This window comes from Thermostichus sp. MS-CIW-25, from assembly GCF_054060015.1.
In genome coordinates, this window is record NZ_JBSSCS010000046.1 from 1 (window position 1) to 19,543 (window position 19,543).

Genomic DNA, 19,543 nt, shown 5'->3' on the forward strand with positions numbered 1-19,543 from the left:
GACAAGCATCTGTATCAAGAGAGGCATTTAATCGAATGCTTTTTTCATAAGTTAAAGCAGTACCGGCATCTATGTTCTCGTTTTGACAAATTGGCCAGGAACTTCTTGAGTTTTCTCTATCTCGTCAGTGCTCTCTTTTGGCTCAAATGGAAGATCAACACAACCTAGTGGTTCAATAGAGCAACTCCGAGAGCAGCCTTGGCAATTAGAAACCCCAAATCCTGACAACCCGCCAGAAAACCCCTCCCGCATCTCAAGTGAGAAATGCCACTGAATAATTGGCCGTGTCCTCAGTAAACCCACAATCTGTAGTCATTTCAGGTTAGGGTGAGACGCCTGGGCTATTGAGAAAAGCCTTCTGGCCCGCCGCATTATTGCTCCGCAACGCTGACGCGACAACGCGACCAACGTTTTAGGTGTGGGTGCAGCGTCCTGGTTTGAATCGAAATAATCGTAACTTCCCTCTCCTGCGAAGGGAGAGGAGCTGGACAGCACAAAGGCATCAGGAACAGTCTCAAGCAGGTTCGCAATGAACCTCCACCTCGGCCTGCTGGGTCCGGCAACTCTGGCCCAGAAACTCGTGTTACTCTGAAAATGATAATCATTGATAATCAAAATTGAGAACAGCAAGGAGGGCCTCATGAAAGTTGCCTACGTGTTCACCCATCCCCGCTGCGGCACCTACAAATTGGGCCAGATGATCCTGCCTCAGCTAGAAGCAGGGGTGCATGGAGCGGAGGTGGTGGGCATGTTCTTTTTCGACGACAACTGCTTTGTTTTGCGGCAGGGGGATCCCATTGGCGAGCGCTTGGCCAAAGTTGCCCAAGAGCAAAACATCCTGCTGATGATGTGTGACATGTGCGCTCTGGAGCGCAACTTAGCCGAAGGGGAACCCCGCTGGTGCGACGCTCAAGGACGCGGGCGCAGAGAGCCAGCTCGGTGCGTTCCCAAAAACGTCGTCAAAGGAGTGCAGGTGGGCTGTTTCCCTGACCTCTACGAGGCCTTGAAGGACAACCCACCTGACCAAGTGATTACGCTTTGACGGAAGGACCCCGACTTAGCTGACGGCCACAGCCGCCGGCGGCTCTTGGCTGGGCTGAGAGCCGATCTTGCGGAAGATCAACCGCTCGTTGGCTACATCCACCAAAATGCGGTCGCCGGGTAGGAACTCGTTTTCCAGCAGCTTGGTGGCAATGGGATTTTCGATCTCCCGCTGGATCACCCGCTTCAGGGGACGGGCCCCGAACACTGGGTCGTAGCCCACCTCTGCCAGGTAGTCCTTGGCTTCTTCGGTGAGCAGGATCTCGATTTGCTGATCTGCCAGCAGCTTTTCCACCCGCTGCATTTGCAGGCCGACAATCTGGCGAATTTGCTCTTTGGTGAGGGCGTGGAAGATGATCAGCTCGTCCACCCGGTTGAGGAACTCCGGTCGGAAGTGGTGCCGCAGCATGGCCAGCACCTGAGTTTTCATCTCCTCGTAGCGGCTTTCATCGGCCCCAATTTCCAGGATGAGGTCGCTGCCGATGTTGCTGGTCATGATGATGATGGTGTTTTTGAAGTCCACTGTCCGCCCTTGGGAGTCGGTGATGCGGCCATCGTCCAGCACCTGCAAGAGGATGTTGAAGACATCCGGGTGGGCTTTTTCCACCTCGTCAAACAGCACCACCGAGTAGGGGCGTCGCCGCACCGCCTCGGAGAGCTGCCCGCCTTCTTCGTAGCCCACGTAGCCTGGAGGAGCTCCGATTAGACGAGAGACCGAGTGCTTCTCCATGTACTCGGACATGTCGATGCGCACCATCGCCTCGGAAGTGTCGAAGAGGAACTCCGCCAAAGCACGGGCCAGCTCGGTTTTCCCCACGCCAGTGGGCCCCATGAACAGGAAAGAGCCGATGGGCCGATTGGGATCCTTCATGCCGGCCCGGGCGCGCCGAATGGCTGCCGCTACGGCGGCTACCGCCTCGTCTTGGCCCACCACCCGCTGGTGCAAATGGGCTTCCAGGCGCAGCAGCTTCTGCTTTTCCGACTCCATCAGGCTGGTGACTGGGATCCCGGTCCAGCGGGAGACGATCTCAGCGATATCTTCAGGAGTCACTTGCTCCCGCAGCAGCGGCTCGCCGTTGGTCTGCAGCTTGGCCAGGTGAGCCTCCTGCTCTTGGATTTGCCGCTCCAATTCCATCAGCTTGCCGTACTTGAGCTCGGCAGCGCGGTTGAGGTCATATTTTTGTTCAGCCTGTTCGATTTGAAGCTTGACGGCGTCCCGCTCGGCTTTAAGGCTTTGCAGGCGTTCGATAGCCTCTTTTTCAAATTGCCAGCGAGCATTCAACTCCCGTTGTCGCTCCGTCAGGTTGGCCAGCTCCTGCTCAATTTTGCTGAGGCGATCTCTAGAGGCAGCATCATCTTCTTTTTTCAGGGAGAGCTCCTCCATCTGCAGTTGCATGATGCGCCGGTCGATCTCGTCCAGCTCGACGGGCTTGGAGGTGATCTCCATCTTCAGCTTGGCCGCCGCCTCGTCCACCAGGTCGATGGCTTTGTCGGGCAGGAAGCGCTCGGAGATGTAGCGGTTGGAGAGCACCGCTGCCGCCACCAAGGCGGAGTCGCTGATTTTGACCCCATGGTGCAGCTCGTAGCGCTCTTTGAGGCCGCGCAGGATGGAGATGGTATCTTCCACCGAAGGCTGATCCACGTACACCGGCTGAAAGCGGCGTTCTAGGGCCGCATCTTTTTCGATGTGCTTGCGGTATTCATCCAGGGTGGTGGCGCCGATACAGCGCAACTCGCCCCGCGCCAGCATGGGTTTGAGCAAGTTGCCGGCATCCATGGCCCCTTCGCCGGCCCCGGCGCCGACAACGGTGTGCAGCTCGTCGATGAAGAGGATGATCTGGCCTTCGGATTCAGTGACCTCTTTGAGCACAGCTTTGAGGCGGTCTTCAAATTCCCCGCGGTACTTGGCCCCGGCAATGAGAGCGCCCATGTCCAGAGCAATGACTCGCCGGTTTTTCAGAGACTCCGGCACATCTCCCCGGTTGATGCGCTGGGCTAGGCCCTCCACAATGGCTGTTTTCCCCACGCCGGGTTCGCCGATGAGGACGGGGTTGTTTTTGGTGCGGCGGGAGAGCACCTGAATGACGCGGCGGATCTCGTCATCTCGCCCGATCACCGGGTCCAGCTTCCCTTCGCGGGCCGCCTGGGTGAGATCGCGGCCATAGCGCTCCAGGGCTTCGTAGCGGGATTCGGGGTTTTTGTCGGTGACCCGCTGTTTGCCTCGCACCTCTTTGATGACCGGTTTGAGGCGCTCTACCGTCAGGCCCAGGGGTGCCAAGACCCGCTTGCCCACCCGCTCATCTTGCAGGGATCCCAAAAACAAGTGCTCCACCGAGATGAAGTCATCTTCGTATTCCTTGCGGAATTCCTCGGCGCGATCTAGGGTGGTTTCCAGGCCGCGACCCAAGTAGAGCTGATCCACCCGCGCCAACTTGGGCTGCTGGTTGATGAAGCTTTCCACTTTATCCCGCACCAGCCTCGGATCGATACCTGCCCGTTGCAGGAGGGTTTGGGTGAGCCCCCCTTCTTGATCCAGAAGGGAGATCAGCAAATGCTCGGTTTCCAACTGTTGCTGCTGGTGCCGCCGGGCCACATCTTGGGACTGGACAATGGCGCTCCAAGCTTTTTCGGTAAATTGGTTGGGATTGGTGGGCTGCATAGAAGTTCGGCAGAGCTTTGCTACTCAGTATAGGAAGGCAATACAGACACAGGGAGCACCCTGGACTCTTTCGGGGCAGTAGAGCTGGGTGCCGGAAGCTCCGGTAGGACCTTCCTGATCTAGGTATCGCCTATTTTGCCAGAGCCAGAGTTCGCAACAACCGTCCTCTCCAGCTGCGATCCATGGAGGGATCCCCGCCTTATTCTTCTTCTTCGTAGGGACGGCCTTCCCCGATTACCGCCAGGTCAATTTGTTGGCGGTAGTAATCCACGTTCTTAATCTGCACCTCCACCCGATCCCCCAGGCGAAACTGGCGCCGACTCTTGCGTCCCACCAGCGCCTGCTGACGGCTGCGGTACTCGTACCAATCGTTTTTCAGGGTGCTGACCCGCACCAAGCCTTCCGCCAAGATGGGATCCACCTGGACAAAAAAGCCGTAGTTCTGGACGCCGATGATCAGGCCGGGGAACACCTCTCCCAGGTGCTTTTGCATGAACTCAGAGCGCTTCAGGCCCATCAGCTCCCGTTCCGCCTGCTGCCGGATCCGGTACCCCTCCTGAATTTTGGGCAGTTGCGCCTGGAGAAACGCCTGCCATTCCTCCTGCACCTTGGGCGGCAACACCTGCCAGTCGATTTGGCCGTAGCCGCTGGGGCCGTGCAGATCCACCACGGTTTTGGAGCGAGAGCTGCGGCGATCGCGTCCTTTGCTCAGGGCCAGGTGCAGAGCACGCAAATTGAGCAAGTCGGCATAGCGGCGCAAGGGGGCCGTAAAGGTGGCGTAGGGTTCTTTGAGGCCCAACCCAAAATGGCCGAGTTGCTCTTCCAGAGGCTGGAGACGATACTCGACCGGGGGCAAGGTGGCCAGCATCTGCGCCACCAAGGCCGGGCTCGCGCCAGAGGCCAACACATCGGGAGCGGTGATGCGGGCACAAATCCGCTGCCAGTCCGCCAGAGTTACGACAGCGGGATCTTGCAAATTCAGATCCAGCTTCATGGCATTGGCCAGGCGCAAAAAGCTCTGCAGGGCCTCGGCGGCAGGGGCAGGCTGCACGCGGGCCAAAGAAGGGATCCCCAACTGGCGCAAATGGTGGCCCAGGATTTGGTTGGCCAGCAGGAGAATTTCCGTCATCAGGGCATGGGCGCCGAGGCGATCGCTGATCAAGAGGGGGCCATAGCTGCTTTCATCGGCAGAGTGGGGAGTGAGCAAATCCAACAGGGGCAGGTCAAATCCCCCCGCCTGGTGACGTTTGGCCCGCAGGATCTGGCTGAGGCGCAGCAGATTTTGCAGCAGGGCCATCAACTCCGGCACTTCTTCGTCGGGGCCCAAGTCGGCGGTGGTGGCCAAAAGAGCCTGCACCTGACCATAGGACAGGTGAGCCCGCGATTGCACCAGGCTGGGGTAGATCTCGAAGTTTTGTACCACCCCTTCTGGGTCGAGGGTCACTAGCAGTGAATAGGCCAAGCGCTCCTGCTGTGGCAACAGAGCCAGGCGGTTGTGCACCTCCGGCGGAAAGAGAGGCAGCACCATCGTATCGAGGTAGACGGTGGCCGTCCGCTGCTGAGCCTCTTGCTCCAAGGGGTGGTCGGGATCCAGCCAATGGGCCACGTCAGCAATGTGGATCCCCAGCAGCCAGTGGTCATTCTCTTGCCGCTGCAAGGAAACAGCCACGTTGGGTTCCAAGCCGTGGGGATGCTGCAGATCCAAAGGCTCCAAAGTGATGCAAAACCAATCGCGCAGATCGCGGCGGCTCTTTTGGTCAGAGCGGCTGAGCTTTTTGGGCAGAGCTGCTGCTGCCTCCAACACCGGGGCGGGAAACTCCTGCGGTAGGTCGTACTTGCAACAGACCAAATCTGCATCGATGGAGGCCTCTGGGCCGTCGCCCAAAATTTTGCGAATGGTTCCGGTTGGGGGCAGATCCCCCAGCGGGTAGCGATTCACCTCCACATAGGCCACCCGCCCTTCCGCCAGCTCGACAGGGGATCCCTCCGTCAGGGCCAGCTCGAACAGCAGCCGGTCGTCCAAGGGCACCACCCGAAAACCCTGTTCCGTCTGTTTGAGGCGACCCACCAGGGCAGAATTGGCCCGCTCCACAACGGCCACCACCTCTCCCTCAGGGCTGCGGCGACGGTTGCCATCTTTGGTGACCCGCGCCAACACCTGATCCCCATTCCAAGCGCCGCTGAGGTTGCTGCCGTGGATGTACACATCCTCCACCCCCGGCTCGTCCCGAATGGCGAAGCAGAAGCCTTTGCTGGAACAGCGCAAACGCCCCACCACCAAAGATTCGTCCGGCTTGCGCCGATAGCGAGGGGGATCCCCGGATCGTTCCAGAAACCCAGCCCGCACCAGGCCATCGAGGGCAATCTCCAGCATTTCCGGCGCTTCTGGGTCGGGGGACTGCAAGAGGGCAAGAAGAGTATCTTTGTCGGTCAATTGATCGGGAGGCTGAGAGAGAAAATGCTGAAAAATTCGAGAGAAGTCCATTTTGGGTATTGGCAAAAAAGAAAAAGAGGGGTTAAGACATCGCAAGACCCAACCCGTTGGCGTTAGTCACGCTGGCCGGTGACGATAAAAGCTACCCGCTGACCGATGTTGGTGCTGTGGTCGGCCAGACGTTCTAGGTAGCGGATCGCCAGCAACATCAACAGGATAGGCTCGATCGATCCTCTGATGTCCGACTGCTGCGCCAACGTATTGTAAAGGTTGGTGTAGTCTTCATCAACGGCGTCGTCTTCCTGCTTCAATTGTCGGCCCAGGTCGGCGTCCAATTCTGTCAGGGCCACCAGGCTGTGGCTGAGCATTTTCTGGCAACGCTGCATCATCACCTGAATACGACCCAGCTCCGGGGGCGGCGGGTACATGACCAAGCGCAGGGCCACTTCGGCCAAATCTTTGGCGTAGTCGCCAATCCGCTCCAGATCGCGTACCAGTTGCATCAGGGTACTGATCCAGCGCAGATCCCGCGCCACCGGGGAGCGCAAGGCAATCAAATTAATACAGTCTTTCTCGATTTGACGATAAAAACGGTCAATTTGCTTGTCTTGGGCGATCACCTGTTCGGCGGCGGCCAAGTTCTGTTCAAACAGGGCCTGCTGGGCCAAGACCACCGACTTTTCCACCAGCGCCCCCATGCGCAGCACGTCCTGCTGTACCCGTTTGATGTGAAGTTGCAGCTCGGCTTGCCCCATGGCTTTCTCCCATGAATGTGGGCAGGGGGGAAATGTCTGCAGTCGTTTTGGATTCAACAGAGCCAGTTGATCTCAATCATGGCAAACTTCGCCTGGAATAGGGGCAGGGAAGACGGCCAACTTAGGCGAAGATGAGAACAGCGGTTGCCCTCTGAGGGGGATTCGTCCTCTGGAGTTCTCGGGTTGCTTTGTCGATTGAGACGGTCTCATGGCTCTCCCCCCTATCGTTGTGTTGGACGATGATCCCACCGGATCCCAAACCGTTCACAGTTGCCTGCTCCTCACCCGCTGGGATCCGCAGACTTTGAAGCTGGGGTTGCAGGATAGCTCGCCAATTCGCTTTATCCTCACCAACACCCGATCCCTGCCGCCGGCCAAGGCCGAAGAGGTGACGCGGTCGGTCTGCCGGGCCCTCAAGCAGGCCATGGGGGAGCTGGGGTGGGAGCGGGCCCTTTTTGTTAGCCGCTCCGACTCGACGCTGCGGGGGCATTACCCCCTGGAAACGGATGTGATGGCAGCAGAGCTGGGGCCTTTTGATGCCCATTTTCTGGTGCCGGCCTTTTTTGAGGGAGGGCGCATCACCCGCAACAGTGTCCACTACCTACGGGTGGGGGAGCGCTGGGTGCCGGTGCATGAGACGGAGTTTGCCCGCGACTCGGTGTTTGCCTACCACCACAGCTATTTGCCGGACTATGTGCAGGAGAAAACACAGGGGCGGATCCGGGCTGACCAAGTGGAGCGATTTACCCTGGAGCAGATTCGCTCTGGCTGTTTGCCGCGGCTGCTGGCCTTGCAGGGGAATATCTGCTGTGTAGTGGATGGAGAAACTCAAGCGGATCTGGATCGGTTTGCCCAAGATGTTTTGGCGGCAGCCTCTCAAGGCAAACGCTTTTTGTTTCGCAGTGCCGCCAGCCTCCTGACGGCTCTGGCCCAGTTGCCGCCACAACCCGTTCCCCCGGAACAGATGGGGCAGTTTGTTCGCTCCTCTCAACCGGGGGTGGTGATCGTGGGATCCCACGTGCAAAAGTCCAGCCAGCAGTTGGCCCGCCTTCTGCAGGAGCCTGAAACCCAAGGCATCGAGGTGGAGGTGAGGCGACTATTGGATCCCGACGCGGAGCTGCTGCCAGGGATCCTGGCCCAAGTTCACAGCGCCTACGAGAAGGGTCTGACGCCGGTGGTCTACACCAGCCGGGAGGAACTGACTTTTGAAAAGGGCTCCGTGGAAAGGCGCCTGGCTTTTGGACAGAAGGTTTCGCGGTTGTTGATGGGCGTGGTGCAGGGGTTGCCGCCGGGAATTGGCTACCTCATCAGCAAGGGTGGCATCACCTCCAACGACACCCTCAGCACTGGCCTCAACTTGCCGGCGGTGCGTCTGCTGGGGCAAGTCTACCCTGGGATCTCGATGGTGATCACCCCGTCCGATCATCCCCGCTTTCCCAACCTGCCGGTGGTGTTGTTTCCGGGCAATGTCGGCGAGGCGGATACGCTGGTTTTGATTCATCGTCGCCTCAAAAGTCGGGGCTTGGTCTAGAGTGAAGTTCCTCCTGCCGATGGCTGAAGTTGTCCCCCCGCCGGAAGCCTTGCCCGCCTCGGATGCCTGGTGGGGATCCCTGCGGCAGAGGCGGAGGGAGTTACCGCCGACAGTCGTGCAGCAGGCTTCCCAGAGCTTGGGCAGCTGGGAGGTGGATGTTGTCATTGCCGGTGGCACCCTGGGGATCTTCTTGGCAGCGGCTTTGGCCAAGCGGGGCTGGCGGGTGATCCTGCTGGAGCGCGGGATCCTGCGGGGGCGGGAGCAGGAGTGGAACACCTCACACCAGGAGCTGCAGGTGTTGTTAGAGCTGGAGCTGCTTACCCCGCCCGAGTGGGAGGCAGTCCAGGTTACCCACTACCCGAGGGGGCGGATTGGCTTTGGGGAGGGCCCCCACTGGTGGGTGGAGGGAGTGCTGAATGTGGGCGTGGATCCAGTCAGCCTCCTGGAGTTCCTCAAGCAGCATTTCCTGGCCTGGGGGGGCCAAGTGTGGGAGCAGACTGCCTTTCAAAGTGCCACCGTTCACCCCGATGGGATCTGCCTCCAGACCACCAAGGGACAGATCCGTGCTCAACTGCTGGTGGATGCCATGGGGCACCGCTCGCCCATCGCGGCCCAGGCTCGCCAAGGGCAGCCGCCAGATAGCGTCTGTCTGGTGGTGGGATCCTGTGCCCAGGGGCTGCCCGACCAACCCACGGGAGATCTCTTCTACAGCTTTACCCCAGCCCAGAACGGCTACCAGCCCTTTTGGGAAGCTTTCCCTGCCCGCGATGGGCGCACCACCTATCTGTTCACCTACTGCGACCGAGATCCGGAGCGGCCTAGTCTAGAGCAGCTCTGGCGGGATTACTGCCGGCTGCTGCCAGCCTACCAGGGGGTGGAGCTGGCCCAGATCCGCTGGGTGCGCAAGCTATGTGGCGTTTTTCCCGCTTACCGCCGTAGCCCGCTGCAACTGCCTTGGGATCGCCTGTTGGCAGTGGGGGACAGCAGTGGCAGCCAGTCTCCCCTCAGCTTTGGCGGCTTTGGCGCCATGTTGCGCCACCTGGATCGCCTACAGCAGGGGATCCACGAGGCCCTGGCGCAACGGCAGTTGAACCAGGCAGCCCTGGCCCTGCTGCAACCCTACCAGCCCAACTTGGCCGTGACCTGGCTATTTCAGAAGGCCATGATTCCCCCTCTGCGGGAGAAAACCTGGGATCCCGATAGCATTAACCGCTTGTTGAGCAGGGTGTTTGAGGCCATGTTTGCCGCCGGCCCCCAGGTGGTGCAGCCCTTTTTGCAGGATGTGGTGCAGTTCGGCGGCTTGGCCCAGGCCCTGTGGGGGGCGATGAGTCGGGATCCCAGCTTGGTAGCCAGACTTTTGCCTCGGTTGGGGTTGCCGGAGCTGGTGGCATGGGCGGGCCACTTTGGCGCCCTTGGCCTCTACGAGCTGCTGCAAAGGCTAACGGATCGCCCGGAGCCGGAAACCAACCCCCAGGACTACTTCTGGAAGCGGCGCCGCGAGGCTTGGCGCTACGGCTGCGGTCAAGATTACAAGTTATTTCCATAGTGATTCTGTAGATATTCTATCTGAAAATAGGGGCTTTGAACGAGCTTGAGACGTTCCCCTGACAATCTGCACCGCCGAGGCCCTAACTCGCAGTTTTTATCTCATTAGGAAGAGGAAAGTTGAGAGCCAAGGAGCGGTTGCACTACTGTAATTCAACATAGCTGCAATCAAGACACTCAAGAGATATCGAAACATTGTCAATGTGATCAAGCTCACCATTACGTTTCATGACGTTTGATATCCATAGTGGAAGAGTTGGGAATTCTTTATCCATCCACTCGTCAGTGTAGGAGTTAGCCATGGTTATTCTCGACTACAGCGATACAGACAGTGGCTTCTGGGCTTCGACTCCTCAGGGTTTGGTGGAGGTGATCAAGTTTCAGAATCACTTCTACACCCTTCGGCAAGTGTACAAACGCGCCCAAGACGCGATATCTGCCTGTCGCGCCGACATTGAAAGGGGATTTCTTAGCATTGTGGTGCAGTTTGAGAATCACGCGGAAGTGTGGGCTCAACTGTCGCCGGGCGTACCCGTGCAGTCCCAACCAGAGGCTGCTCCTACGGGCAACCCTGCCAAGCCCAAGCTGACCTATCGCGGCCAACCGGTGAGCAAACCTTCCCGAAATCCCAGCCTCGCCCGCAGGCCCTTGCCTGACTCCCTCTATTTCCGCGGCGCGAAGATCGGCTAGACCGTTTCCGTTTGCCAGGTCTGGAGCGGTCGAGATTTCCCTTCTGGCCGCAGCCATCTGCGTTAGCGGTGCAAAGCACCATAGAGGCCCACCCCATAGCCCAGTACCTCAACCGGATCCCCTTGGCTTTCTGCCGGCAGTTGGGATCCCTTGCCCAACCACTGGGTCTCATGGCTGTCCAAAAGTTTTTCCCAGGTGCCGCTGGGCCATTGGGTATAGGTGACTGGCTGATCGGGGCTGAAATTGAAAAGGGCAAGCAAAGACTGGGATCCGTGGCGGCGGTGCAGGGCAAGGCCAGCGCCCGAAAACAGCTCCACTTCCACTCCATCCCGCTCCAGATGCTGGAGGGCCGGCTGGGTTTTGCGCAGCCGGATCAGGGCCTGGTACCACTTCCAGAGAACCTGGTGGTGACCGGCTTTTTTCAAGTCCCAATTGAGCTTGGAGCGCAGGAAAGTCTCCTCAGCTTGGGGATCCGGCGGCTCTCCCTGCCAGGCAAAGGCGCTGAACTCGCGGCGGCGTCCTTGGCGCACCGCTTCCACCAGGTCGGGATCCCCGTGGCTGACAAAATACAGAAATGGCGCCACTTCCCCATACTCTTCCCCCATAAATAGCAGCGGCAGCATGGGAGCTAGCAGCAGGGCAGCGGCAGCCAATTTGAGGCCCTCGAAAGAGGTGAGCTGGCTAAGGCGCTCTCCCAGCCTGCGGTTGCCCACCTGGTCGTGGTTTTGAATGCAGACAACAAATTGGGATCCCGGTCGCCCAACAGCGGAGTTGCCGTGACGCCTGGCGCGGTAGCAGGAGTACTGGCCAGAATAAACGTAGCTCTCCCGGTAAGCCTTGGCCAGGTGCTCCAATTCGCCAAAGTCCTGGTAGTAGCCTGTCTTTTCCCCGGTAAGCAGGGTGTGAAGTGAGTGGTGGAAGTCATCGCACCACTGGGCATCTAGCCCGTAGCCCCCTTGCTCTCGGGGGGTGATGAGGCGGACATCGTTGAGGTCGCTTTCGGTAATGAGAACCCTGGGCCGGCCAGTGCGAGCTTCTAGGGCATCCACCTGCTCTGCCAATTCCTGCAAGAAGGGGTAGGCGCTGAAGTCGTAGATGGCATGCACCGCGTCCAGCCGCAGCCCATCGAGATGAAACTCCTCCAGCCAGTACTCGGCGTTTTGTAGGAAAAACTCTCGCACGCCGTCAGAATAGCAGTCGTCGAAGTTGAGGGCATCCCCCCAAGGGGTGTGGTACTTGTCGGTGAAGTAGGGGCCAAAATCCCGCAGGTAGTTCCCCTCCGGCCCCAGGTGGTTGTAGACCACGTCCAAGATGACGGCCAAGCCCAGTTGGTGGCAGGCGTTCACCAGGGCTTTCAGATCTTCAGCTCCCCCATAGGCGGTCTGCACCGCGTAGGGATAAACACCGTCGTAGCCCCAGTTGCGTCCCCCCGGGCATTGGGCCACCGGCATCAGCTCCAGCACGTTTACCCCCAACTCCACCAACTCCGGCAGGCGAGGGATCAGAGCAGCAAAGGTGCCCTCGAGGGTAAAGGTGCCTACATGCAGCTCGTAGAGGATCCACTGAGACAGGGGGATCCCCTTCCACCCCTGATCCTGCCAGTCGAAGTGGGGATCCACCACCCGCGAAGGGCCGTGGACGCCATGCGGTTGACAGCGGGAGGCCGGGTCTGGTCGCTCCACTACCCCTGCCTGGGTGTGCAGGCGGTAGAGGTAGTCCACTGGCCCAGGTGGGATCCCGTCCACCTCCCCCTGCCAATAGCCCTGCTCATCCCGCACTAGAGTAAAGCAACGTTGGACAGGGCTGAGCAGCTTCAGCTCCACCTGCTCAACCAAGGGCGCCCACACCGAGAAGTGATAGCAGCCTGAGCCCAGGGGATAGGCGCCCATCCGCCCGGCCTGGAAGAAAGGAGAAGCCTGCAACACAGAATCTATCCCGCAACTCGGCTTCCACTATAGCGAGCATGCCTGGCAAAAGCCGGAGAGTGGGTTTTTGGCTTCTCCTCTGCCATAGTGGAATGGGTCTGATACATTTACGCTGAACACTGCTGAACATCACTGTTCAACTATGCAGCGATAGCATTCTGTTTGTTTCCAACCAGAATGGCGGTATCCCGCAAAGCTTTGAGTAGAATACCCAAAGCGCAGTTTCCGTGTCGTCTTACTACCAATTTTCTGCTTTGCTTTGGCTACCATGTTGGCAGACTCGAAAGTAAACAGAAAGATCAACTGGTAGTAATCCGTACTGAACATATTATACATTATTTTCAGTATAGTTGAGCTTATTATTGACTAGAGTCATGCTCTAGCGCTTAGGTCTCATGCTCAACTACCCGCCCAGCTATCCCGATCCCACTGTTGTGGACATCTACCACGGGCAGCCGGTGCCGGATCCCTACCGCTGGCTGGAGGATCTGGATTCGGAGCAAACGCGGGCCTGGATTGAGGCGCAAAACCACCTTACCTTTAACTACTTGCAGCAGATCCCAGCCCGGCAGCGGATCCGAGAACGCCTGACCCAGCTCTGGAACTATGAAAAATACAGCCAGCCCTTCAAAGAAGGGGGCCGCTACTTCTACTTCAAAAACGACGGCCTGCAAAACCAGAGCGTTCTCTACACCCAAGAAAGTCTAGAGGGCCAGGCGCGGGTTTTGCTGGATCCCAACACCTTCTCGGAAGACGGCACGGTGGCTCTAGCGGGCATTGCCATCAGCCGCGCTCGCGACAGCGGTGCGGAGCACGCTGGACGGTATCTAGCCTATGGCCTCTCCTGCTCCGGCTCCGACTGGCAAGAGTGGAAGGTGCGGGACATCGAGACCGGCGAGGATTTGCCGGATCACCTGCGCTGGATTAAGTTCTCGGGAGTAAGCTGGACGCTGGATGGACAAGGATTTTTCTACAGCCGCTACGACGAACCAGCCCCGGGCAGCGAATACGAAAGCGCCAACTACTTCCAGAAGCTCTACTACCACCGCCTGGGCACCTCCCAGTCAGAAGATGTTTTGGTCTATCACCGCCCCGACCAAAAAGAGTGGGGCTTTGCCGGCGGGGTTACTGAAGATGGGAATTACCTCATCATCTCCGTCTGGCGGGGCACGGATCCCAAAAACCTCATCTTCTACAAAGACTTGCGGGATCCCCAGTCTCCTGTAGTAGAGCTCATCCGCGAGTTTGAGGCCGAATACAGCTTCGTGGGCAACGACGGATCCCGCTTTTGGCTGTTGACGGACTGCCAAGCTCCTCGGCGGCGACTGGTGGCGATTGACTTGGAGCAGCCTGACCAGGTGCAGGAGGTGATCCCCGAGGCGGAGGAGACCCTGCAGGGGGTTAGCTTGATCAACAATCAGTTTGTGGCCTTCTACCTCAAAGACGCCCACACCCAGATCAAGACCTTTGCTTTAGACGGCACCTACCTAGGAGAAATCCCGCTGCCCGGGCTGGGATCCGCCAGCGGCTTTGGCGGCAAGCGCTACGACACCGAGACCTTCTACACCTTTACCAGCTTCACTACCCCGCCCACCATCTACCGCTACGATTTCACCAGCGGCACCAGCACCCTGTTCCGTCAGCCCCAGGTGGATTTCGATCCCCAGGCCTACGAGGTGCAGCAGGTGTCTTACACCAGCAAAGACGGCACCCGCATCCCCATGTTTCTCGTCCACCGCCGTGGCCTGACTCGGACAGGGGATCACCCCACTCTGCTGTATGGCTACGGTGGCTTTGGCATCTCACTTACCCCCAGCTTTTCAGTGGGTCTGGTGGCCTGGCTGGAAATGGGCGGTGTCTATGCCCAGCCAAGTTTGCGCGGCGGCGGCGAGTACGGAGAAGAGTGGCACCAGGCGGGCACCAAGCTCAACAAGCAAAAGGTGTTCGACGACTTTATTGCCGCTGCCGAGTGGCTGATAGCCCATGGCTACACCAACCCCGCCAAGTTGGCCATCTCCGGCGGCAGCAACGGCGGCCTCTTGGTAGGGGCTTGCCTGACCCAAAGGCCGGATCTCTTTGCGGCAGCCCTGCCCGCCGTGGGGGTGTTCGACATGCTGCGCTTTCATAAGTTCACCATCGGCTGGGCCTGGATCTCCGAGTACGGATCCCCGGAGAACCCGGAGGAATTCAAGGCCCTCTACGCCTATTCCCCTCTGCACAACCTCAAGCCCGGCACTGCCTATCCCGCCACCCTGATCACCACCGCAGATCACGACGACCGGGTGGTGCCCGCCCACAGCTTCAAGTTTGCCGCTGCCCTGCAGGCAGCCCAGGGGGGATCCCAGCCCATCCTCATCCGCATCGACACCAAGGCAGGGCACGGGGCCGGCAAGCCCACCAGCAAGCTGATTGAGGAAGCTGCCGACCGCTGGGCCTTTTTGGTGCAGGTGCTAGGGATCCCCTGGGACGGAACGGGAAGTTAGCGAGCTCTAGGACCCAGGCCCACCCGACCGGCATACACTGCCGCTTCCCCCAGCTCGTCTTCGATGCGCAGCAGTTGGTTGTACTTGGCAATGCGCTCGCTGCGGCAGAGGGATCCGGTTTTGATCTGCCCGGCACGGGTGGCCACCGCCAAGTCGGCAATGGTGGTGTCTTCCGTCTCGCCAGAGCGGTGGCTGATGATGGTGCGAAAGCCGGCTTGAACTGCCAATTGGATGGCCGAGACGGTCTCCGTCAGGGTGCCGATTTGGTTGGGCTTGATCAAAATGGCGTTGGCGGCGGCGCTGTCGATACCCTTTTGCAGGCGGGTCAGGTTGGTTACAAACAGGTCATCTCCCACCAGCTGTACCCGGGATCCCAGTTGAGCGGTCATGGCTTGCCAGCCGGCCCAGTCTTCCTCCGCCAGCCCATCTTCAATGGAAAGGATGGGATAGTTGGCCAGCAGTTGCTGGTAGTAAGCCACCATCTCAGCCGCGCTGTGGGCTTTGCCCTCAAAGTGATATTGCCCATCCTGCAGCAGCTCGTTGGCGGCCACATCCAAGGCCAAGGCGATATCTGCTCCCGGTTTGTAGCCTGCCTGTTCAATAGCCGTCATCAGCAGATCCAAAGCCGCCGCATTGGAGTCGAGATCAGGAGCAAACCCCCCTTCATCCCCCACACCGGTGGACAGCCCCTTCTGCTGCAGCACTTGTTTTAGTACCGCAAACACCTCAGCCCCGTAGCGCAGCGCCTCGCGAAAGCTGGCCGCTCCAATGGGCACAAGCATAAATTCTTGAATATCGACGTTGTTGTCGGCGTGGGCGCCGCCGTTGAGCACGTTCATCAGCGGCACCGGCAGCAGGTTGGCAAAGGGCCCCCCCAGGTATTTGTAAAGAGACAAGCCCACTGCTTCCGCAGCCGCTTTGGCTGTCGCCAGAGAAACTGCCAAAATAGCGTTGGCCCCCAGGCGGGACTTGTTGGGGGTGCCGTCCAGGTCGATCAGCAACTGGTCAATACGGGCTTGGTTGAGGGCATCTTCTCCCTGCAGCTCCGACTGGATGGGGCCAAGGATGTTTTCCACCGCCCTCAGCACGCCCTTACCGCCGTAGCGTTTGGGATCCCCATCCCGCAGCTCGTGGGCCTCAAAGGTGCCGGTCGAAGCACCGCTGGGAACCTGCGCCAAGCCCGTTGCCCCATTGGCTAGACCCACCAGGGCTTCTAGGGTGGGACGCCCTCGCGAGTCGAGGATCTCATGGGCGGTAATCCACTCGATGGCTGTTTCCACAGTTACACCTCAGCAATTGGCTAGATAGCTCTGGCCAAAGCCAGATCCCCCCATAGACTAGTAGGTTTTTGCCCGCGATCCGGTCAGCTTCCAGAAAACTTTAAGTCTGTCCTTCGGGCACAGAGATTCTTCAAGGCTGCAGCAGTAGATTGAACATAGGCCGGCCAGAGCTTCAACCAGCCGTCGAGCGGGGTTTGCCTGGGCAAGGTGCTGCTCAGGAAGTGTTCTCCTCTTCCTTCTAGGCAAAGCGATGGCTCAGCCGCATCGGGTCGTGTACGGTGATCTTCTTCTTGTGAATGGAGATGTACTTCTTCTTGCGCAGCTCTCCCAACAGGCGGGTGATGGTGACGCGGGTTGAGCCAATGGCCTCGGCAATGGCCTGGTGAGACAGCTTGAGATCGATGGTGACCCCATCTGGGCCAGGCACCCCGAAATCGCGACAGAGAATCAACAAAAAGCTGACCAGACGGGATCCCATGTCGCGATGAGCCAGCGTCTCGATCATCATCTCCGTTTGCAAGATACGAGACGACAGGCTTTTAACCAGCAACATGGCCAGTTCGGCGTTCTCCTGTAGGGATTTCTCCACCTGCTCGATCGGTAGAGAGAGTAACTCGGTAGGTGTAAAAGCCACCGAGTGATAAAAGCGGTCGGAGCGCTGTCCCGTGATAAAGGAGAGCACGCCGAAGATGCTGTTTTCGCGTAGGAGGGCAACGGTGATTTCCTCCCCCATTTCGTAGACCCGCGAGAGCTTAACGGCTCCCTTCACCAAAAAGTAAACCCGCTCCGCCGGATCCCCTGGAAAAAAAATGGTCTTCCCGCGCTCGAACGTTTCGATAACCGGAGGATGGTGAGGGCCTCCCAATTGCTTGAAGGCTGTGATCAGAGATTTTTCCGCTACGGCCACCGCCATACTCATCAACCTTTTAAGGTCAGTTTATACCTAAGATCAACCTACTAAGATCAATCTAGAAGCATTAGGCTAGGTTGCAACCCATTGACTTCAGAATCGATGATGATACCAAGATTTACCCTAAAGTAGAAGGTTCTGCCCAGGCATCTTTGTAGCACGCGCTACATTTTTGAGTCTCGTTTTTGCCCCAGAAAGGGATCCCCAACCGAAAGCAGGGGTTAGGATAAGAGCCATTGTCGCTGGGGGTTGCGTCGGCCCTTGGCGGTAGAGAGTGGAGTGGGTTGGAACATTCTATCTATCTATGGGGATCCCAGAGGTTATCGTTGCTGCACCTTCTCAACTGAGCCGCCAGCATTTCACAGTGCGGATGCCGGATCCGGCCAATCACCTGCTGGAGGTGGAACTGCAGATCCAAGAGGTGGATCCAGAGGTGCCTTTGCGGCTGCGACTGCCGGTGTGGACGCCGGGATCCTACCTGGTGCGGGAATATGCCCGTCATGTGCAGGAGTTTCAGGCGGCAACTGAGCAAGGGATCCCTTTGGCCTGGCGGAAGGTGGATAAGAATACCTGGCAAATCGATCCGCCGGGTTCTTCTGCTGTGAAGGTGTGCTATCGGGTCTATGCCTATGAGCTGACGGTGCGCACGAACCATCTGGATTTGACCCACGCCTATTTCAACGGGGCAGCGCTGTTTCTCTACGTGCCCGGTCGCGAGCGGGAACCTTACACCTTGACGGTGATCCCCCCCAAGCCGGATTGGCACATCGCCACCAGTTTGCGGCCCTTGACCTCTCCTTCTGAGGATCCCACTTCCGGCCAGTCTTTTGTGGCGGAAGACTACGACGAGCTGGTGGATAGCCCGGTGGAGGTGGGTCCACATCGAGTGCAATCGTTTGAGGTGGAAGGGATCCCCCATTACTTTGTGGTTTGGGGGTCGGGCACTCTGGATGTGGAGCGGGCTGTCGCTGATGCTAAGGCGATTGTCAAAACCACAGCCGCGTTTTTCGGTGGGCTACCCTACGACCGCTACTGGTTCATTGTGCATTTGTCGCCGGGAGGATTTGGTGGCCTTGAGCACAAGTACAGCACCACCCTTCTTTACTCTGGGCTAGAGCTGCATCAGCCGGAGTCCTATCGGCGCTTTTTGTCTTTGCTGGCCCACGAGTTGTTTCATGCCTGGAATGTCAAGCGTCTGCGTCCGCTGGCATTGGAAAAGATCGATTACAACCAGGAAAATTATCTGGAATGTCTGTGGTTTTGTGAGGGGGCGACCAGCTACTACGAAAATGTCATCTTGTTGAGGGCAGGGATCCTCAGTGCCGGCGATTTTTTAAAAGTTCTTTCCGAACAGATTGGTCGCTTACAGCGTACTCCGGGCCGGGCCGTGCAATCGCTGCGGGAGTCCAGCTTCGACACCTGGATCAAACTCTACCGCCCCCACGAAAACACCCTCAACAGCCAGGTTTCTTATTACTTAAAAGGGGCTTTGGTCTGTTGGCTGCTGGATCTGCACATCCGTCACCTTTCCGGCGGTCGGGGATCCCTGGATACAGCTTTGCAGGATCTGTGGCAGCGCTTTGGTCGGTCAGAGAAGGGCTACAGCGACCAAGACTTGCGGGAGGCGTTTGAGCGGGCAGCTGGTGCCGATCTTGGCCGGTTTTTCGCAGCCTATGTGGAAGGCACGGAAGAGCTAGACTACAACACTTACCTACACCCCTTTGGCCTCACCCTTAAAGCCCACTTCAGCCGCCCCAACCCCATCCCATACCTGGGCCTCAATTTCAACGGCGAGGGCAATCGCATCAGCGCAGTAGAGATGGGATCCCCGGCGCAAAAAGCAGGCATCTGGGCCGGCGATGAGCTGGTGGCCCTGGATGGGTTCAGGGTGAGCGCTGCCAACTTGGCGGAACGCTTGACGGCCTATCAGCCCCACCAGATCATTTGTTTGAGCGTTTTTCAAGCCGATCAGTTGAAACATTTCTGGATCCCGTTGGATCCCCCTCGGCCCGATGTCTACACGTTGGAGGTGTTGCCTGAGCTGACTCCTGCTCAAGAAGCCCTTCAGCAAGGCTGGCTGGGATCCCTTGTCGGCGCCCAGCTTCGGTCAGAGGCAGGTCCCCATCTGCTTGAAAATTCACCTATCTCCTCCTAGCATGTTGAGGCAAGCAGGTAATCCAGTTAACTGGAAAGAAAAGTACAGCCTGTTAAGGACTCAAGGGGTACAATAGCAGCACTTAGCAAACCAACTTCGGAAGGAGGATGGATTGATCAGTAGTAAAGAAGTCTT

At 58.5% G+C, this 19,543-nt stretch carries 12 protein-coding genes and 1 pseudogene; 6 read left to right on the forward strand and 7 right to left on the reverse strand.

All coding sequences use genetic code 11. From position 1 onward, the window contains the following. The first annotated feature begins 640 nt into the window (after nucleotides 1-640). Nucleotides 641-1,042, forward strand: a complete 402-nt coding sequence (locus tag ACVWZ1_RS12615) for a SaoD/DsrE family protein (protein ID WP_457503567.1) — start codon at nucleotides 641-643, stop codon at nucleotides 1,040-1,042. Between the two features lie 15 nt (nucleotides 1,043-1,057). Here ACVWZ1_RS12615 and clpB read toward each other — a convergent pair whose 3' ends face one another. The 3 genes from clpB to phoU all read right to left on the reverse strand — a co-directional run bounded on the left by clpB (nucleotide 1,058) and on the right by phoU (nucleotide 6,889). Further along, nucleotides 1,058-3,700: an ATP-dependent chaperone ClpB gene (clpB, locus tag ACVWZ1_RS12620; RefSeq protein ID WP_414398779.1), complete on the reverse strand. Its 2,643-nt coding sequence runs from the start codon at nucleotides 3,698-3,700 to the stop codon at nucleotides 1,058-1,060. Between the two features lie 199 nt (nucleotides 3,701-3,899). After that, a complete protein-coding gene (locus ACVWZ1_RS12625) occupies nucleotides 3,900-6,185 on the reverse strand; it encodes a ribonuclease R family protein (protein WP_457503568.1) in 2,286 nt (761 codons plus the stop codon). Nucleotides 6,186-6,247: 62 nt separating this feature from the next. Continuing rightward, complete coding sequence (phoU, locus tag ACVWZ1_RS12630; protein ID WP_457467182.1) at nucleotides 6,248-6,889, reverse strand: phosphate signaling complex protein PhoU; 642 nt, start codon at nucleotides 6,887-6,889, stop codon at nucleotides 6,248-6,250. A gap of 208 nt (nucleotides 6,890-7,097) precedes the next feature. Between phoU and ACVWZ1_RS12635 the strand changes: the two genes are divergently transcribed. The 3 genes from ACVWZ1_RS12635 (at nucleotide 7,098) to ACVWZ1_RS12645 (ending at nucleotide 10,655) form a co-directional block, all read left to right on the forward strand. Beyond that, nucleotides 7,098-8,420, forward strand: a complete 1,323-nt coding sequence (locus ACVWZ1_RS12635) for a four-carbon acid sugar kinase family protein (RefSeq protein WP_457467181.1) — start codon at nucleotides 7,098-7,100, stop codon at nucleotides 8,418-8,420. Nucleotides 8,421-8,439: 19 nt separating this feature from the next. After that, nucleotides 8,440-9,966, forward strand: a complete 1,527-nt coding sequence (locus tag ACVWZ1_RS12640; protein ID WP_457503570.1) for an NAD(P)/FAD-dependent oxidoreductase — start codon at nucleotides 8,440-8,442, stop codon at nucleotides 9,964-9,966. Nucleotides 9,967-10,265: 299 nt separating this feature from the next. Beyond that, entirely contained in the window at nucleotides 10,266-10,655 is a 390-nt protein-coding gene (locus ACVWZ1_RS12645) for a hypothetical protein (protein WP_457503572.1), read from the forward strand. 62 nt (nucleotides 10,656-10,717) lie between these two features. Here the strand turns inward: ACVWZ1_RS12645 and treZ are convergent, their stop codons facing one another. After that, nucleotides 10,718-12,544 carry a malto-oligosyltrehalose trehalohydrolase gene (gene treZ / locus ACVWZ1_RS12650; protein WP_457503577.1) on the reverse strand — a complete coding sequence of 609 codons (1,827 nt, stop codon included), beginning with the start codon at nucleotides 12,542-12,544 and terminating at the stop codon, nucleotides 10,718-10,720. A gap of 176 nt (nucleotides 12,545-12,720) precedes the next feature. Then, nucleotides 12,721-12,904: pseudogene (locus ACVWZ1_RS12655) on the reverse strand (hypothetical protein); the annotation flags it as partial. 71 nt (nucleotides 12,905-12,975) lie between these two features. Here ACVWZ1_RS12655 and ACVWZ1_RS12660 point away from each other — a divergent pair. Further along, entirely contained in the window at nucleotides 12,976-15,063 is a 2,088-nt protein-coding gene (locus tag ACVWZ1_RS12660) for a prolyl oligopeptidase family serine peptidase (RefSeq protein WP_457503574.1), read from the forward strand. Here ACVWZ1_RS12660 and eno read toward each other — a convergent pair. Both eno and ntcA read right to left on the reverse strand, forming a co-directional pair. Next, nucleotides 15,060-16,343 (reverse strand): phosphopyruvate hydratase, encoded by a 1,284-nt coding sequence (gene eno / locus ACVWZ1_RS12665; protein WP_457503575.1) that lies wholly within the window; start codon nucleotides 16,341-16,343, stop codon nucleotides 15,060-15,062. The genes ACVWZ1_RS12660 and eno overlap by 4 nt on opposite strands. A gap of 238 nt (nucleotides 16,344-16,581) precedes the next feature. Continuing rightward, nucleotides 16,582-17,256, reverse strand: a complete 675-nt coding sequence (gene ntcA, locus ACVWZ1_RS12670) for a global nitrogen regulator NtcA (RefSeq protein WP_011434093.1) — start codon at nucleotides 17,254-17,256, stop codon at nucleotides 16,582-16,584. A 301-nt stretch (nucleotides 17,257-17,557) separates the two neighbouring features. Here ntcA and ACVWZ1_RS12675 point away from each other — a divergent pair, with 301 nt between their 5' ends. After that, a complete protein-coding gene (locus ACVWZ1_RS12675; RefSeq protein WP_457503576.1) occupies nucleotides 17,558-19,408 on the forward strand; it encodes a M61 family metallopeptidase in 1,851 nt (616 codons plus the stop codon). Nucleotides 19,409-19,543: the final 135 nt, after the last annotated feature.

What these genes read in the sequence shown, in the direction of transcription:
- treZ (WP_457503577.1), bottom strand. Translation starts at nt 12,544, where the DNA reads ATGGGCGCCTATCCCCTGGGCTCAGGCTGCTATCACTTCTCGGTGTGG.
- ACVWZ1_RS12635 (WP_457467181.1), top strand. Translation starts at nt 7,098, where the DNA reads ATGGCTCTCCCCCCTATCGTTGTGTTGGACGATGATCCCACCGGATCC.
- ACVWZ1_RS12675 (WP_457503576.1), top strand. Translation starts at nt 17,558, where the DNA reads ATGGGGATCCCAGAGGTTATCGTTGCTGCACCTTCTCAACTGAGCCGC.
- ACVWZ1_RS12640 (WP_457503570.1), top strand. Translation starts at nt 8,440, where the DNA reads ATGGCTGAAGTTGTCCCCCCGCCGGAAGCCTTGCCCGCCTCGGATGCC.
- phoU (WP_457467182.1), bottom strand. Translation starts at nt 6,889, where the DNA reads ATGGGGCAAGCCGAGCTGCAACTTCACATCAAACGGGTACAGCAGGAC.
- clpB (WP_414398779.1), bottom strand. Translation starts at nt 3,700, where the DNA reads ATGCAGCCCACCAATCCCAACCAATTTACCGAAAAAGCTTGGAGCGCC.
- ACVWZ1_RS12615 (WP_457503567.1), top strand. Translation starts at nt 641, where the DNA reads ATGAAAGTTGCCTACGTGTTCACCCATCCCCGCTGCGGCACCTACAAA.
- ACVWZ1_RS12645 (WP_457503572.1), top strand. Translation starts at nt 10,266, where the DNA reads ATGGTTATTCTCGACTACAGCGATACAGACAGTGGCTTCTGGGCTTCG.
- ntcA (WP_011434093.1), bottom strand. Translation starts at nt 17,256, where the DNA reads ATGGCGGTGGCCGTAGCGGAAAAATCTCTGATCACAGCCTTCAAGCAA.
- ACVWZ1_RS12625 (WP_457503568.1), bottom strand. Translation starts at nt 6,185, where the DNA reads ATGGACTTCTCTCGAATTTTTCAGCATTTTCTCTCTCAGCCTCCCGAT.
- ACVWZ1_RS12660 (WP_457503574.1), top strand. Translation starts at nt 12,976, where the DNA reads ATGCTCAACTACCCGCCCAGCTATCCCGATCCCACTGTTGTGGACATC.